The sequence below is a fragment of the Secundilactobacillus angelensis genome (genome assembly GCF_012641075.1).
GTDB lineage: Bacteria > Bacillota > Bacilli > Lactobacillales > Lactobacillaceae > Secundilactobacillus > Secundilactobacillus angelensis.
In genome coordinates this window covers 15154-31461 of the sequence record NZ_JAAXLJ010000012.1, presented here as the reverse complement: position 1 = coordinate 31461, position 16308 = coordinate 15154, and the positions used below count along the sequence as shown (strand labels likewise).

The window sequence follows — 16308 nt, the reverse complement described above, 5'->3', positions numbered from 1 at the left end:
TCTTCGACGTTTTTAATCTATTTCACCAATAACCAGCCGATTGTCTTAGTTTTCGTAAAGGGCTTGAATAGGTTTTGTAATCTCGTTATTTAACTTAGCTAATAATTGGTTGACGTCTTTTTCTTTTTCCATCAAATCTTTAATGGCGTCCTTATCTCGCACTTTACCAGCAAGATCCTGAGCCTGTTTCATTTCGTCTTCATCAGGTTGTTGGCCTTGCATTTGTTTTTGCTGTAACTTTAACTGTAAGCCCTGAAATTGTTTGAACAAGTCATAAGCCTCAGCATCAGCCTTCATTGTGTTGTAAGAACTTTGTAAAGCCGTGAATTCGTCGGAGCTTGCTAACTCTTCGCGTAACTCACCAGCGGTTTGTAAAATGTCTGCCATAAAAAGCATCCTCCTGTCTTCGATACTTCCATATTGTATCATGAAATGATAGACGGGGAAAGAAAGCAATGGTGCCTAAATGCAGCTGTTAAGTTCATCACGAGTTCGTGAATGAACCTCGATTAGACGTGTTGCGTGCGGCCACGACCTGCATATAGTAAAGTCCCACCACAAACCCCACAGTTCAGGGGTTTATGGTGGGACTTCACTATACTCCGGTCTCTAAACGCCTTACTTCACACTCTATTCACCAAACGCGCCCTGCCACCATTTTTTGACAGTGTTGACCGCATTATCAGCGCCCTGTTGGATTTGATCACCCACACTGCCGGCTCCTTGCTGGACATTATCCCAGAAGTTATTTGACGACTTCGAAGCCTTTGCTAGCGTTGAGGCATCCTGCGTATCAAATTGCGTTTGCTTCGTGTAGGGTAAGATCTCTTCCATTTCGGTCTTAAACAGTGGTCCTACGCCCGTTCCGCTAAGGTTTTCCAGATGATGATTCTTATTGGTATTATCGAAACCTTCCCAGGTGGTCAGCACAACGTCTGGGGTATACCCAACGATCCACTTGTCACGGGTTGCATCACCGTCACCAGTATCATCAGCTTCAGTGCTCCCAGTTTTACCTGCAACAGAGTAGCCATATGGCTTGGCATCAACACCGGTTCCGTTATTAAAGACCCCAAGCATCATGCTGGTCATTTGCTTTGCGACCTTTGGCGACATCACATTGTGCGTTGATACTTTTGGATTATCAACAATCACATTACCAGAAGCATCCACAATTTTACGAATATAGTGAGTGTCTGTTCGCGTACCGTTATTGGCAAAGGCTGTGTATGCACCGGCCAACTCCTGAGGGGAAACCCCTTTGTTCAGACCGCCAAGTGCTAGTGCCAAGTTTTTGTCTGACTTAGTAACCGGAATCCCAAATTTCTTAACGGATTCGTACCCCTTATTAACACCAATCTTGTTTAACAACCAGACTGCCGGCGCATTCACACTGTTTGCGAGTGCTTGATACATTGGCATCCGTCCCGTATAAACATTGTTATAATTCTTAGGTGTGTAGTGGTTGCTACCATATGAAGTTTTCTTATTTTGCAGTTCCGAATCGTAGAAATAACCATTTTCGAGGGCTGGTGTATAGACTGCCAACGGCTTAATGGTAGATCCGGGCTGACGTTTAACCTGCGTCGCTCGATTATACCCACGGAAGACGTGCTTACCGCGGCCACCAACCACAGCCATGACCCCGCCATTATTCGGATCAACAGCCACCGAGGCGGCCTGAACCTTTGTGCCATCAGTGGAATTTTGAGGAAACAGGTAATCATTCTTAAAGTTTTCCTGCAAACGTGACTGGTAGTTCTGATCCAAATAAGTATAGATTTTATAACCGTGATTCATAATATCTGATTCGGTCAGCCCATACTTCGAAACAGCTTCATCGATTACCGCGTCGAAATAGTACGGATACTTGTAGGAATCCTTATACTGATAAGTATCCATGGTTGTAAGCGGCGTTTGCTGGTAGCTAGCAGCCTGGGACTTGGTAATGGCACCCGTTTGCGCCATCAATCCCAGCACCACGTTGCGACGGTCTTTTGAAGCCTGTGGATGATCGATCGGATTGAAACCGCTAGGCGACGTCAACATTCCGGCTATGACGGCCGATTGTGGCACGGTCAAATTAGCGGCATCGGTACCAAAATACTTGTGTGCAGCATCTTGAACGCCCCAGACACCGTTACCAAAGTAGGCGTTGTTCAGATACATAGACAAAATATCTTGCTTAGAGTAGACGTTTTCAACTTCAATGGCGAGAAAGATTTCTTTTAATTTTCGCGTCATGGTTTGCTCCTGCGTCAAAAAGGCATTCTTAACCAGTTGTTGCGTCAATGTACTCCCACCACCACTGATATAATCATGATGCAGCAGCTTATTTTTGGCTAACAGATAGAAAGCCCGTGCAATCCCCTTCACTGAAAAGCCGTGTTCGTGGTAGAAATTGCGGTCTTCGGTTGATATGACAGCTTTTTGTACGTTTGGAGAAATTTTACTTAGTGGGACATAGGTCCCCTTTTGTGCATACAATGAACCTGCTCTGTGATTGCTTTTATCATAAATATAAGTCGTTTTTTCCAGCTGAGCCTTCAAATTACCAACGTTGGCCGTCTTTGCCTGAAAAGTAAGTGTCGCACTCACCACAAAAATCATTGCTAATACGATAGCGATGATCCAGCGAGTGAGTTGATAACGATGCCAGAATTTACCAAGATGGTGTTTAAACCGTTGATAATACGGTGATATCATCGCTCTGAATCCCTGTTTTGATTGATTTCCCCGTTTATTATTCATTCGTTTTCCTCAACAAGTAAAAGATTTGCACTTTTAATTCTATCATATTATATAGAGCTGGCTGAAAAAGGCGCGAAATTTTAACGGAGCTTAAAAAACACGCCGAAAATGGCGTGTTATCAGTTTCGTATATACGACGTGCTAGTGAACAATATCGGGATTCATATTTTCAGCAATTTCATCGTTCAACTGCTGCGCAACTTCGGCATTTGGACTAATCACTAAAATCGTATCATGGCCCGCAAGCGTCCCCACAACCTCGGGCAACTTTAAATCATCTAAGATTGCAGCCAACAAGTTACCATTACTTGGCAAAGTCTTGATAACGTTCATAAATTCGATCCGTGTTAGGCCAATGACAACTTCGTTAATGGTCTCGCGAAGATGCTCCTCTTCAGATTTATTGCCGGGTTTAAAAATTGTATAACGCAAGTGTCCATGGCCATCCTGGGCTTTGACAACCTGCATTTCCCGAATATCACGGGAGATTGTTGCTTGCGTCGCCTTAATCCCAATTTCATTTAGATGACGCATTAGGTCTTCTTGTGTACCAATCGGATACTGATTGATCAATTGTTCAATCCGTGCTTGACGAATACTCTTTTTCATCCTAATGCTGCCCCCTTCAACTGTAATAATACTGTGATTATTATAACAAAATGAAAAACGAAAAGAAAGCAAGATTTTAAATAAGTATTCAAAGTTAGTATAAATCGGAATATAAATTAGTCCTTGTCAATTAAAAATTCGGTTGATAATGCCAACTCAGTTCAGTCATTAACTAATATTAATGCAGGAATTCTCTGGATTCATCCCCAGAATTCAGTTAGATAAATTAATATTATTTTAATGTTACGATCCAACTTTGAAAATCAAAAATGCAGCCGACAATTAAGCCGGCTGCACTGGATAAGATCAATAGATTACATTTCGTCTGGTGCTTGAACACCAAGTAACCGTAGCGATTCCTTCAGCACCGTTGACACACTCTTAACTAAGGCCAGGCGAGCTGGCTTTTCGGCATCATCGGCCAAAATTTTCGAGTGAGCATAGTATTTGTTGAATGACTTAGCTAATCGAATGGCATATTTGGCAACGTCTGAAGGTTCAAATTCCTTCAATGCTTCAACGACGATGTCAGGGAAATCTGCTAAAGCCTTGACCGTTTCCCAAGCTTCAGGATCAGAAATCTTGGCGCCGTCGGTTGGAACAGTGACGTCGCTGGCCTTCCGTAAAATACTTTCGGCACGTGCGTGGGCGTACTGAACGTATGGACCAGTTTCACCTTCAAACTTCAATTGTTCTTCAAGGTTGAAATCAATACTGTTCATCCGTTCATTCTTTAAATCACCAAAAATAATCGCTCCAACACCAACCTGCTTAGCAACTTGGTCTTTGTTAGGTAAATCAGGATTCTTTTCAGCAATTTGTTTCTGCGCCATGGCAATCGCATCATCCAACACAGCATCCAATAAGATAATTCGTCCTGAACGAGTTGATAATTTCTTACCATCAACCGTAATCAGTCCAAACGGAATGTGATGGAGATTTTTGGCGGATGGTAAGCCCATTTCAGTTAATACTGCCTTCAGTTGTTTGAAGTAGTACATCTGTTCAGAACCCACTACATAAAGGTTCATTGCGGGATGGTAAGTATTTTCACGATAAATGGCCGTAGCAATATCACGAGTAATGTATAACGAAGCCCCATCACTCTTTAAGATCAATGCTGGATTTAAGTCATACTTGCTCAAATCTACCACTTGGGCGCCTTGAGACTCTTGCAATAAGCCCTTATCCTTCAGTTCATCAATGACAGCCTGCATTTTATCATTATAGAAGGCTTCACCATTGTAGGTATCAAATTTGACGCCTAACTTATCATAGATGGCGTTGAAAGCTTTCAATGACTCATCGCGGAACCATGCCCATAATTGATGCGCTTGCTCGTCACCATCTTCAAGTTTCTTGAACCACTCACGGGCTTCGTCATCTAGTTCGGGATGTTCCACGTCTTCTTTATGGAACTTAACGTAGTATTTAACTAAGTTTGTAATTGGATCTTTCTTAACGTCTTCTTCGTTACCCCACTTCAGATAAGCGGTAATCAACTTACCAAATTGAGTTCCCCAGTCACCCAAGTGATTGTCTTTGATTGGGTTATAACCGTTCTTCTTCAAAATTTCAGCGATTGAATTACCAATTACGGTTGAACGTAAATGACCCATTGAGATTGGCTTTGCGATGTTAGGCGATGACATATCAATTGGCACGTTACCATTATTTCCGGCTTGGTTCTGACCGTAATCAGCGCCTTGCGTTAATACTTCACCCAAAATTTGTGCGCTGAAAGCTGCTTTATCAAGGAAGAAATTCAAATAAGGCCCAGCAACTTCAACCTTTTCAAATTTGCTTGTATCAATTTGCTCAACTAAATCAGCTGCGATTTGCTGAGGTGCCTTTTTAAAGGTCTTAGCTAAGGTAAAAGCAGGGAAAGCATAATCACCCTTACTGGTATCCTTAGGACGTTCAATCTTTTGATAAATATCTTCTACTGAAAGCACATCGGTTAAAGCTGGTGCCAACGTATCGGCAACAAATTGTTTGTAATCCATAAAATTAACTCCTCGCATATTTAGATTCTGACTATGATTGTTCGACTATGTGATGTCAGGGCATAAAAAAAGCCTCTCTCCCACAATTAAAAATTGTAAGAGACGAGACTACCCGCGGTACCACTCTTGTTGATATTACTATCCACTCAACATATGAAATTGTCATTCTAAAAAGCGCGCTTCGTCAGACTAGCTATTCGGCTTCCATCACCCCGAACTCGCTTTTAACCAGTTCCCTGACTACTCTTCTTTTATTATCGAATTGGTCACCGTGGTAACCTCACTTGTAGCATTCTATAACATCTGGTTGTAAAGTACAAGGTAAATCCATGTTTTCAACGTGAACCCCATCAGCTTTATTAATCATTTCTCATTTAAATTCTCTTTTTATTAGAATTTGATGTATAATAGGATATTATATTCATCTTTTAATATTTTATTCATTTGATGAAAGGAGTTTAGAGATGAGTCAGAAGAATAAGACTTCCACGCTTTTTTTACGCAAGGACATCAAAACCGATCTTTATAAGAAAACCGGTTTGGAGAAGTCGCTAACTGCTTTTAGTTTAATCACCATGGGAGTTGGTGCAATCGTTGGTGCCGGGATTTTCATTACGCCTGGGATTATTGCGGCCAAGTACGCCGGTCCCGGTGCCTTCCTATCGTTCGTTGTAGCGGCCATTGTTTGTTCACTAGCGGCGTTATGCTACTCCGAATTTTCATCGACCATTCCACTAGCTGGTAGCGCGTATACATACATATATGCTGTTTTTGGAGAATTCATTGCCTGGATCTTAGGCTGGGCGCTTGTTTCCGAATACTTATTCTCCGTTTCAGCGGTTGCAGCAAGTTGGTCATCCTATTTTCAAAATATCTTAGCTGGTTTCAACTGGTACTTGCCAGAGGCACTCCGAGCAGCTTATGGAACAGCAGGGATGCCGCATGCCATTTTCGATTTACCCGCCTTCATCATCATTATGCTACTTTCATTCCTACTGATTGGCGGTGTTCGTGAATCCGCTCAGATTAATGCCATCATGGTCATCTTGAAGATTATCGTGATCATCCTGTTCATCGTGGTGGGTGTTTTCTATATTCGACCAGAAAATTACCATCCCTTCTTGCCATTCGGTATGAAAGGAATTGTTTCCGGGGCAGCCGTTGCGTTTTACGCCTATATTGGGTTTGATGCCGTGTCCACTGCAGCCGAAGAAGTGAAAAATCCACAGAAAAACGTGCCACTGGGCATTATTGGCTCACTACTCATCGCAACAATTCTTTACATCGCCCTTTCACTCGTGTTGGTGGGTATGGTTAAATACACTCACCTGGAAGTTGCTGATCCCGTGGCGTACGCCCTCCACTTTATCCATCAAAATTGGGTATCTGGTATCGTGTCCCTTGGGGCAGTGATTGGAATGACCACCGTACTCATGGTGTTCTTATACGGTGGCACTCGTCTAGTATTCGCAATTAGTCGGGATGGCTTGTTACCACGAGCCTTTAGCCGGCTGAGTCCTAAAACCCACGTCCCGGTGACTAATACATGGTTATTCGGAATTCTTGGCAGTTTCTTTGCATGCGTGATTCCCATCGATAAGATTACGCAATTGGTTAATATCGGAACGCTCTTTGCTTTTGCAATGGTTTCCATTGGGATCGTCTTTCTACGTCGGAACCCTGAATTTAACGAATTAGATTCAGCCTTCCGGGTACCTTTCTATCCCATTCTACCCATTGTGTCATTCATCCTGTGTGTGACTTTAATGCTGGAACTAAAGGCCTTCACTTGGATTGCCTTCTTCATTTGGCTAGCTATTGGGCTGTTCTTCTACTTCACGTATGGGTATCGGCACAGCGTGGTACGTAATCGATATCACTCAGAACAATAAAATCAAAAACGACCTGGAAAATGATTTTTCCAGGTAGTTTTTCTATAGTAATCGAATAATCATAACCCCAACAACCATGATCAATAATCCGCCTAGTTGTAGTAATGTGACTGGATTTTTCTCCGAAGACAGCCAGCCGAACTGGTCAATGAGTAAACTACCAATCATAAGGCCAATCAGCACAATGATAACTGCAAAACCGGTTCCGATAATTGGTACCAGGTACACGTTACCTAAAACAAATAGTGCGCCTAGCAAACCACCGATCCACATCCACCACGGCGTCTTGCCGTTACCATGTTGAAAACTCAGCGACGGGCGTAATACCAAAACAATAACGATCAAAGACAAAGTACCCACCAAAAATGACACGTAAGCGGCCTGAATCTTTGATCCTAGCACTTCACCAAGATGCCCGTTCACAGCAGTCTGTGTCGCACTCAGCATCCCTGCCAAAACACCAAACAAGCGCCAGAGCATCAGGTGACTTGCCTTGGGCTCTTCATCTTCTACCGTTTCTAACCCCGCTTGACCGGTAATGCGTTCTACCCAACTATTACCAGCCACGGTAACTGTCACCCCAGCAAGTACTAAGAGCGCACCCAGGCCGCGGACAACCGTTAACTGGCTGATTGGGGAATAAAATAGACCGAAATCATCAATCAATAGTCCTGCCAAAATCTGCCCTAATACAGGAAAGATAACAGTTTGAACGCTACCTAACTTAGGAAATAGAATGATATTGCCGGTCAAGTAGATGACACCTAATAGTCCGCCCAGCCACAACCAAAATGGCTGCTGGCCGATGAATGAACCACTGACCAGCAATGAGCGGTGATCGATTAAGGTCATCACAGCCAAAAAAATAGTGCCAATTCCAAACGAAACTAACGAGGCCAAAAATGGTGATCCAAGTGCTGACCTTAAGCGTGAATTAATACTGGTTTGCATTGGTAAGCCAATTCCAATTACCAATCCAATCAATATTGCAATCATTTCATCACCCCCAATTAATGCGCGTAGTATGTCCGCTTTACCCGTTGAAGTCAACTAACTTTACTTAGAGACTATCTCACTCATTTGCCAGGAAGTGTTCCGTGGATGTCATTAAAAAAGCGGTTTGCACCGCTTTTTAGGAAGTCAATTGAATCACATATGGACCATACTTTTCAATATTCACGATTTTGATGGGCAATTCAAAAGCATTGCTCAGCAGTTGTTCATTCAAAACGGTTTCCGCTAACCCTGCTTGAATCAACTGACCAGCTTTAATCAGCCAAACCTCATCACTGATTTTCAATGCCTGATTTATATCATGCAAAACCATCACGATGGTTATATGTCTTTCAGTATTCAGTTGTTGAATCAACGTCATCAAGTCATGCTGATAGCGAATATCCAAATAAGTGGTAGGTTCGTCAAGAAATAAGTATTGTGGCTCTTGCGCTAATGCTGTGGCAAGCCAAACTCGTTGTTGCTGGCCACCCGATAAAGACGTGAGCAACCGGTCCTTAGCATCCGCTAGATTGACGGTTTCTAAGAACGGACGTACCTCTTCATCTGATATCGTTGTTAGTAATGAGTGAAAGGGGAGCCGTCCAGTTTTAACAACTTCTTTTACAGTCATTTCATCGTAAACCTGGTGCTGCTGAGTCACCAGTGCAATTTTAGCCGCACGCTGACGACTAGATAACGTCGAAATAGCGTGTCCATCCATCTCAACACTACCTGATGAAGGTGAAATAGCGCCCATGAGTAATTTTAATAAAGTCGATTTGCCAGCGCCATTTTGACCAATAATTGAGAGTATTTTGCCTGTTGGTACGGTGGCGGTGAAGTCGGTAATTAAATTTTCTGATCCCGGGTAACCATAATTAACGTGCTTTAATTCCATGGAATCCCCCTCTTTGGATCAAAATAATAAGGAACGGACCGCCAATAACAGCCATAATCGTAGCCGCTGAAATTTCACTGGGTAACACGGCAATCCGGCCAATGGTATCGACTAACAATAGCAGCCAGGCGCCACTTAACATGGAAAATGGCAATATAGTTTGATAATCATGCCCAACAAAATATCTCGCAATGTTAGGAATAATGATCCCGATGAATGGAATCGTGCCCACTGCGGCAGTCACATCCGCCGATAAATAAACAACCAGCGCCAGCAAACCCAACCGCATAGCACTTACGGGAAGGCCAACTGAGGATAGCTGTTCATCAGGCAACTTCAAGTCATTGGCCCAAGGCGCCATCAATAGCACCGCCACCAATCCAATAAAGCCGGTGATTAACAAACTGTAGACCGATGACCAAGTAATGCCGTTAAAACCTAGCGCGCTACTGACGTTGATTCCTTTCGTAAATAACTGTGTCAGTGCCATAAAGGTGAGATTTAACGCTACCCCAACGATAATCAGCTGATAAGGTTGGCGCAACGTTTTACGATTGGCTAATAAGGCAAATGCAACCAAGCCACCAATCAGCGCCAGCAACTGTTTTTGTAACGCAAAAGCTGGCAAAATCAAACTCCCGACCAACATGAAAAGTTCACCAGCACTGGTCACCCCTAAAATAGTCGGATCGGCTAACCGGTTGCGAAAAACTGATTGGCTGACGGCTCCGGCCGATGCCAGCATACCACCAGCTATCATTGCAGCAATGATTCGCGGTAAACGAAAATTTAACACAGTCGAAAGGATTGCCGATTGGCTTCCAGTCAATGCTTGCCATAACTGTGATAACGAATAAAATTGAGTGCCTAACATCAAGGCAAGCATCGCCGTTAAGATCAATGCCATACAGATAATGAGGTAGGCCATGCGTTCCTTCATCATGTTATTTACTCCCTGGATACAACCATTTTGATACTTCACCAAGCGCCTTAGCCGCGTGCATATTAGCCGTGGCATCAAAATCTGGTTCCTGTAAATCGTAAACCCGTTTTGACCGAACTGCTGGTGTTTGCCGCCAGAATGATTGGGACTTAAATTCACTATTAAATTGCTGTGTGACCATCGTTGGCATTGCATGCTCAAGTCTCAAAATCACCTGAGGATGCGTCTTTTGAATAGCCTCGTCGCTAGGTTGAATGTACTCCTGATCTTTTGAGGTAAAAACGTTCTTGCCACCAGCTATTCTGACCAAATCGCCGACGTATGAATGATTTGTTGCAATCATATAACCAGCTCCGGGCAACCCCATGAGAACAAGTACCCGTGGCTTTTGGTGGCTGCCAGCTCTTTTTTGGGCTTTAGTAATGGCCTGATTAATTTCTTGATTAGCGAGCTTAGCCTCAGCTTTGCGGTCGTACTGCTTGCCCATCTCATTGACAGTCTGTTGCAAGTCGCTGACTGACTGAAGGTTTAAAAAGTAAGGTTTGATATGCTGCTGTTTAAATGATTTGCCAAACTGATCTTTTAAAGTGGTCACACTGTAGACCGCTGTTGGCTTGAGTGAAGCAATCTTCTCGGCACTGGGGTTCATGGGATTGCCGACTTTAGTGACGTTTTTATATCTTGCGGGCATCTTATTAGCGGTAGTTGGCACACCAACCAGAGGTAATTTTAACTTGTCAGCAATTTGTACCACCGCATACGTGGTGGCAACAAGCCGTTGTTGATGCCGTTTTTTCGCCAACTGATGGTTAGCAAATACGCCGCCAACGATACCAACAACCAATAACACAATAATGACGATCAAAGCTGTTCGTCTTGGCGATTTCAATGATGGCGCCCCCTATCCCTTTTTCTTCATGACAACCAGGCTACCACCAAGAACCACGGCAATAATCACTACCACGCCACCAATCAGTACTGGTAGGCGCGATGACGAATGACTATGATCTTTTTTATCGGCAGCTGCAGTTTTAGTGCTGGACGGTTCACTTGCAGCCCTTTCGCTAGCGGCTCGGCTGGAAGCGGACGATGCCGATGAACCTTTAGCAGCTGGTTGTGAACTCGTATTGCTCTTTTTACCATCCTTTTTGTGATGGTTCAGCTGATCAACACCGTTCTTTGTTGACTGATTACCCGCTTTCGAGTTATCAGCTGACTGCTTCTTAGAATTGGTGGCAGTGGCACCAGTCACTTTTGCTGTAGCGGCAGTGGCAGCCGCATTACCTTTTAAACTTGGTAACCCGTTAGTACTGAATTTGAATGAGATCAAATGAGTAGCTTTATACACTTTTGGAACATTAATTGCCAATTTAGCATTGATCTTTTTCTTTAAATTAGTCGTTGTAAATGAATAATAAAGGTTGGAGTTGCCAGCATGGTCCTTTACGCGACGCACGTTTTTGGCTGCCCCACCATTTACTGATAACACCTTGACTGGAAAGGATGATAATTTCTTAGCGGTGCGAATATGCATGGTGACGACGTACTTGTGGTGCGACACCTTTACACTAGCTGGCTTAACAAAGTAACCACTAGCCATGGAAGTTTGATTCGTGTGATACTTTAATGCTTGATAATTAATTGATTTTGCTTGAGCTGTAGTGCTACCCGCGGTTAACCCCAATCCTAGAGTAGCTAGCGCCAATATACCGAATAGCCATTTAATTTGTTTCATAATTTCCCCCTACTTCCTATGATTTAAAACACTATCCCACTAATAAAGTCAGAGAGGCCACCTCAGTGTATGACAAGTGAGTGGCCTCTAACTAACATCAATTAAGCTTGTTTTCTTCTTACGATGACTGTTGCAATAACTAAAATCAAGCTGATTAGTCCGGCAACTGCAGCTGTAATATTTTGCATTTCATTGGTTTGTGGTAACTTCGCAGATGACTGTTGAGCAGAAGCATCAGCTTTAGTGGTTGGCGTGGTGCCAGTCCCAGTAGTTTCACCAGCGGCAGTACCAGTCATGCCACCATTTGAATTATTAGTGCTTGTGGTGCTTGTAGAACTTCCGGCAGTTCCCGTTGAAGCAGCACTGAATTTGTAATAAACATCAAAATCAGAGCTGATGTTAACTAAACCTACCGTTACGTGGATGGTACCTTTTACAGGTGCCTTAGTTAAGGCATCCAAGGTTGGTGTCGTAAAAGTGAAGCTGCAAGTGTAATTGTTGGCATCTGAACCATAAGTAACATCCGCAACCTTCTGACCATTAACTGTCAGAGGAACGAAGCCCTTTGCCGTCATGCCAGAGTTTTTACCGTACTGAACGTGCATTGTAATCTTGTACGTGCCATCAGATTGCTTGGCAACGTCAGCAACGTGGGTATAGTACTGGTTGGCTTCAGAAATGGATTTCCCATCTGCCTGTAGAACAGAGTAATTCAACTTGTTGGTGTTAGGATCAACGGTTCCAGTAGTACTCCCTAGGCCGTTATTGATTGTAATTGTGTTATTTGAGCCATTTACATTTACACTAGGACCGTAAACAAAGCTGCCATTGCCTTGGGAAACACTACTTGAAGAATTGGATGAGGTAGTACTTGTTGATGTGCTGGTCGAAGTATTTGTAGAACCCTTTGATGTATCGCTGGAGGAACCACTATCTATTGAAGACGACGAGGTATCTACAGACGAAGCATCATCTGCTTTGGCCACACTCGACCAGTCAAAGGCAAAGTCACATGCTTCATGCATCCCTGCACCAACGGCAATATCAAACGATGCCGTAGTTGAATCTTTACCAACTGGAACGGTAAAGGTCAAAGCTGTTTTATCGGAGTTCAATGCTGATTGCCCATTAACAGTAGCATCGGTTAAGAAACTGGCTCCTGCACCTTGTAACTTCATGGTGACAGTAGCAGTATCATCCTTTACCACCGCAGTAGCATCTGGCGCAAAGAATTGCTGAGAAACTGATGGATCCGTTGTACCAGTCTTCAAAGCTTTCACTGGAACTGAATATGAGCCATCTTTATACGTGGATGCTTGAACACTACTTCCACCAAAAGCGCTTACACTCAACAGTGTAAAAATAACTAAGAATACGCCCCTGATTAATCCCTTAAACCACTTTGTCTTCATGATAATTCCTCCATAATGAAAATAATATGTTAATTGCAAAAACTAGTACTGTGCTATTAAGTTTTCCCTCCCCAAATTAAGTAGGCTTAAAATAAATTAGAAATTGTATAAAGTGCCTTATTAAAGAAAATTATAACTCGAAACTACCCATTAAGAAAACAAAATATCGTAAATAAGTAGACTTTTTCACTAATCTAGCGATAACTTAAATTTTATTTATCAGCTGATAACACGCACTTATGCCCAATTGTTTGTAAAATAACGTTTCAAATTGCTCTCATTATTTCACAAACAAATATTGTAAATTGATTTATTCATCCTTGCCTTCATTCACGATTCAAGAATAACGACAGTCTTTAGTTGTTCCAATTGGTAACGGAAAATACCAATAAAAAAAGCCCACCAAAGTGAGCTTGACTTGATTATCCGAGTTTAAATGGAGTAGAGATTGAAACGTTGATTGCTTGATGACCGTTAGCCACGCATGATTGCGCCACATGACTAAGCAGCTGGTGAGACTGAATGTACGATCTGAATTCGGTTAATTTTGGCACTTGTAATTGAAGTCGGTTAGCAGATTGATCGACTTCGATACGGTCTAATTTACATTCCTCATTCAACCGTAAAATGACGGTTTCCACAATGCCTAACACAAACTGACTGTTAGTTAGGTAATTAACGTTGGCCGTTTCTAAGTTGAACTTCATCGAACCAGTCGTTAAATCCTTCTGCTCACCATCAATGGTCGCCCGATATGTGACCACGATATCCCTGGTTGTCACCTTGTTTCGAATCTTCAACGTATATGCAATCATAAAAACATCTCCTATCAGCAGTATCTGAGAGACCAACAATTAAATACATTGAGTGCCAGTATCATCTGCAGATGCGCGTACATCGCCCCGACAGAAAAATATTAGACACGTGTTAACCGATCCCCCAGATGATATGCCTACTGCTGACTTACACCTATTATGTTACTAATTTCACACTAAAATATCAAGTAATATTTATCGATATGATTCGCTATTTTGAATATAAGTAATCTCATCAAAGGAAATTCGTTGTTGTAATTTCTCTGCTAAATCGGCTGAAATATCCCCCTTCGCGATGGTGCGCTGTATGAGCTCATACTCAGCATGAAATGCTCGCATGAACAGCTGATAAACCATGTCAGGGTTGACGTCTCCGCCGCGAATTCGACGATGGCGAGTCCGATAAAAGCGACGAACGAGATTTGTTTCAACCCCGTTTGCACCGCTATTTTGTTTCAAATAGTCCATCACTGCATTAAATCCAGCCTCTTCGATCGGTAAGATATCTTCGCCATGCTTTTCGAACTGTTCGCGCCAGTAAACCTCTTCTAGGGCAACTGGTGCAGTTAGAAATGCCTCTTGCGCCCGGTGGAGATCCTTATAGAGTGTACCAATGTGTAAACTAAACCGGACCCGTAGCCAAACGTTCTTCCAAACTTTCTCATCGGAAGAAAAATGATTCAGCTCCAAGAATTTATTGTAGTACGTCATTTCATCTTTTGTGATCTGACCGGCGTCGTACATTTCCCGGATTTTTTGGCTTTCGACTTGGTGTGTTTGACGCATGATCTGTCTTTCCACTCGTAAATTTGGAGTTGAATCTAAAATTAACTGCTGCTGAAGTGAATCAATCACGATTTGTGCCTCAGCCGGATACTCCTTCTCACTTGTCAATTCACTGATACCAGCTTGAATCATCCGTCGTACCCACTTGAATCGAGGCTCCGTGGTTTCCTGATTTGGCAATAGCAGCGGGACGAAAATAGTTGGCAGGAGTAAACTAGTCAAAATGACCACCGCAGCAAGAAAAATCAGCGGCCCCCTTAGTAAAAAGGCATGACCGTTCACAATCGTTGGGATTGAAAATGCCAATGATAGCGTGATGGTTCCATTGGCACCACTGAGTGCCATCACTAAACTATCACGCCATATGTGATCGGTTTTCGTCCGCCGCTTAAGCAGGAAACGCGTCCACAGTAACCTCAAAACACCCTTCAGTGCATACAGGAATAGGCCTAACAAAAGTAATTTAGGAATCGTAACCTGAGTATTAGCATGAGCATTTAGCGCTCGAATAACATCTGGTAGTGAAAGCCCCAGTAGGACAAAAACCGTTCCAGATAGAACACCGCTAAGAATTTCCCACACATTGCTGGTCACTAATTGCATTCGTGAAGAGATTAAGCCCAGCTTATCGCGCTCAGAACCCTGAACCATACCCGCAGCCACGACAGCTAAAATTCCAGACAGTTCCAGTTTTTCAGCCAATAAGTAAACCAAAAAAGGTGTCAGCAATTGAATCAACACCATAATCAGTGGCGTGGCATCATTATGCCGAATTAAAAATAAACGGGTACTTACAACCATTACGCCAATAATGGCACCAAATAACAGTCCGCCTAAAAACTCCCAGGCAAACATCCCCACCGCAGCTTCGATTGAGAACTGCCCAGACATGAACGCCGCTAGCGCCATGTCAAAGATAACGATACCGGCTGCATCATTAAATAACGATTCATGTTGTAAGGTTGCAGCTTGTTCCTCTGCAATTGGGTTAGCCTCAAAGATTGAGTTTACCGCAGATGCATCCGTTGGCGCGACGATTGCAACCAGCGCAAAGCTTAAGCTCAACGGTAAAATCGCATATAAGGCATGAATGCTGGTTCCAACGATTAGAACCGTAACCACCACCAGCCCAACAGCTAATGACAAAATGTTGGTGATTGACCGACCAATCCAAAATCGAGAACTGTTTTGGGCTTCATTAAATAGCATTGGCGCAATAATAGCAAAAGCAAACGTTGATGGATCTAGATGAAATCCTGCGTACGCTGGTAAGAGCGCCAGCAATAACCCCAAAATAATTAGAAAAAATGGTAACGGAATAGCTGAAACGTGTCGTGAAAGAATATTGGCGAGCACGACAACGGCTAAAATAATAATTAATAACAAGACTTGATCCATGATTTTTCCCTCACCCTCAAACTTATATGATAAGTATAACGGTGAGAATGTGTTTTGCCACAAATTT

13 protein-coding genes are annotated in these 16308 nt (G+C 42.9%); 1 reads left to right on the top strand and 12 read right to left on the bottom strand.

The window, feature by feature from the left end; genetic code table 11:
- Positions 1-45: 45 nt before the first annotated feature.
- From HC026_RS07680 to argS, 4 genes are all read right to left on the bottom strand, one after another.
- Positions 46-387, bottom strand: coding sequence for a YlbF family regulator (locus tag HC026_RS07680; RefSeq protein ID WP_168925410.1), 342 nt, complete (start codon positions 385-387; stop codon positions 46-48).
- Between the two features lie 243 nt (positions 388-630).
- Positions 631-2751, bottom strand: coding sequence for a transglycosylase domain-containing protein (locus HC026_RS07675; protein WP_168925409.1), 2121 nt, complete (start codon positions 2749-2751; stop codon positions 631-633).
- A 141-nt stretch (positions 2752-2892) separates the two neighbouring features.
- Entirely contained in the window at positions 2893-3360 is a 468-nt protein-coding gene (gene argR / locus HC026_RS07670; RefSeq protein WP_168925408.1) for an arginine repressor, read from the bottom strand.
- Between the two features lie 314 nt (positions 3361-3674).
- Entirely contained in the window at positions 3675-5366 is a 1692-nt protein-coding gene (argS, locus tag HC026_RS07665) for an arginine--tRNA ligase (protein WP_168925407.1), read from the bottom strand.
- Positions 5367-5830: 464 nt separating this feature from the next.
- On the opposite strand from argS, the gene HC026_RS07660 reads away from it, so the two are divergent.
- Positions 5831-7258, top strand: a complete 1428-nt coding sequence (locus HC026_RS07660) for an APC family permease (RefSeq protein ID WP_168925406.1) — start codon at positions 5831-5833, stop codon at positions 7256-7258.
- 42 nt (positions 7259-7300) lie between these two features.
- Here HC026_RS07660 and HC026_RS07655 read toward each other — a convergent pair whose 3' ends face one another.
- The 8 genes from HC026_RS07655 to HC026_RS07620 all read right to left on the bottom strand — a co-directional run bounded on the left by HC026_RS07655 (position 7301) and on the right by HC026_RS07620 (position 16241).
- Complete coding sequence (locus HC026_RS07655; RefSeq protein ID WP_168925405.1) at positions 7301-8254, bottom strand: DMT family transporter; 954 nt, start codon at positions 8252-8254, stop codon at positions 7301-7303.
- 136 nt (positions 8255-8390) lie between these two features.
- Complete coding sequence (locus HC026_RS07650) at positions 8391-9152, bottom strand: ABC transporter ATP-binding protein (RefSeq protein WP_168925404.1); 762 nt, start codon at positions 9150-9152, stop codon at positions 8391-8393.
- Positions 9133-10095 carry a FecCD family ABC transporter permease gene (locus HC026_RS07645; RefSeq protein ID WP_168925403.1) on the bottom strand — a complete coding sequence of 321 codons (963 nt, stop codon included), beginning with the start codon at positions 10093-10095 and terminating at the stop codon, positions 9133-9135. The genes HC026_RS07650 and HC026_RS07645 overlap by 20 nt, the downstream gene beginning before the upstream one ends.
- A 1-nt stretch (position 10096) precedes the next feature.
- Entirely contained in the window at positions 10097-10984 is an 888-nt protein-coding gene (gene isdE, locus HC026_RS07640) for a heme ABC transporter substrate-binding protein IsdE (protein ID WP_168925402.1), read from the bottom strand.
- A gap of 12 nt (positions 10985-10996) precedes the next feature.
- Positions 10997-11830, bottom strand: a complete 834-nt coding sequence (locus HC026_RS07635; protein WP_211089448.1) for an NEAT domain-containing protein — start codon at positions 11828-11830, stop codon at positions 10997-10999.
- Positions 11831-11931: 101 nt separating this feature from the next.
- Positions 11932-13242, bottom strand: coding sequence for an NEAT domain-containing protein (locus tag HC026_RS07630; protein ID WP_168925445.1), 1311 nt, complete (start codon positions 13240-13242; stop codon positions 11932-11934).
- A gap of 422 nt (positions 13243-13664) precedes the next feature.
- Complete coding sequence (locus tag HC026_RS07625) at positions 13665-14057, bottom strand: hypothetical protein (RefSeq protein ID WP_168925401.1); 393 nt, start codon at positions 14055-14057, stop codon at positions 13665-13667.
- Between the two features lie 195 nt (positions 14058-14252).
- Positions 14253-16241 (bottom strand): cation:proton antiporter, encoded by a 1989-nt coding sequence (locus HC026_RS07620; RefSeq protein ID WP_168925400.1) that lies wholly within the window; start codon positions 16239-16241, stop codon positions 14253-14255.
- Positions 16242-16308: the final 67 nt, after the last annotated feature.